Source organism: Vreelandella vilamensis, assembly GCF_031451755.1.
Taxonomy (GTDB): Bacteria; Pseudomonadota; Gammaproteobacteria; order Pseudomonadales; family Halomonadaceae; genus Vreelandella; species Vreelandella vilamensis.
This window is the reverse complement of the sequence record NZ_JARWAN010000065.1, coordinates 1-820: the sequence shown is the minus strand read 5'-3', so window position 1 is coordinate 820 and position 820 is coordinate 1. Positions and strand designations below refer to the sequence as shown.

1 protein-coding gene is annotated in these 820 nt (G+C 51.2%); it reads left to right on the top strand.

Going from position 1 to position 820, the window contains the following annotated elements:
• A partial coding sequence (locus tag QC823_RS16150) for a flagellar basal body rod C-terminal domain-containing protein (protein WP_309657360.1) occupies positions 1-818 on the top strand: 818 nt, incomplete at its 5' end.
• Positions 819-820: the final 2 nt, after the last annotated feature.

Sequence of the window (820 nt, the reverse complement as noted above, 5' to 3'; positions counted from 1 at the left end):
AATTTGATATCAAGGCCACCTGGGATGATATGCCCGGCGCCTCAAGCACTGGCGGCGTTGATCCTGACAACACCCCCATAGGCCGCGTGCAAGATCAGCTAAAAGTCAGCGATATTGACGTAGCACCAGGCTTTAAGGAAATGGACAGCAACTACCGCCCACCGAGCTTTGCCGTAAAGGCCGCAGATGATGGCTCGCTGAGCCTTGGCTTCTTTGGTGCGGACAGTGAAAATAACCTCTTCGTATCGCCAGATGCAGGCTCGGTACCCAATGATCCACCTCCGGACGGTGTATTTAGTGTGTTTAAAGAAGATGGCACCGAAATTGGTAACGTCCTCTCTGTTAATAACGCAACAGGGGATACGCTTGCCGTAGGAGATCGACTAACCATCAAGGATGATGCCACGGGCGAAACGATTTTAAGCTTCACAATCGATGAACTGCCAAGCCAAGGCACGACTAGCGGCGTTACCTTTACAGGGTTATCGGGCACCACCGGCCCCGGCGATAACCGCAATGCATTAGCGCTGCAAAACCTACAAAGCGAAGATAAAGTTGGTGATAATGCGACGTTCAGCGGAGCTTACGGCGCCATGGTAAGTGACGTGGGAAATCGTACCAATATCACCCAGGTAAATCTGGATGCTCGCCAGGGGCTCACCGATCAGCTGCGTGCCGTGCAACAATCTGAATCCGGCGTTAATTTAGACGAAGAAGCCGCCAACCTAATCCGTTATCAGCAGTACTACCAGGCTAACGCCAAAGTGATTGATACGGCTTCTACTATCTTCGATACAATTCTTGGTCTACGAGGTTAACT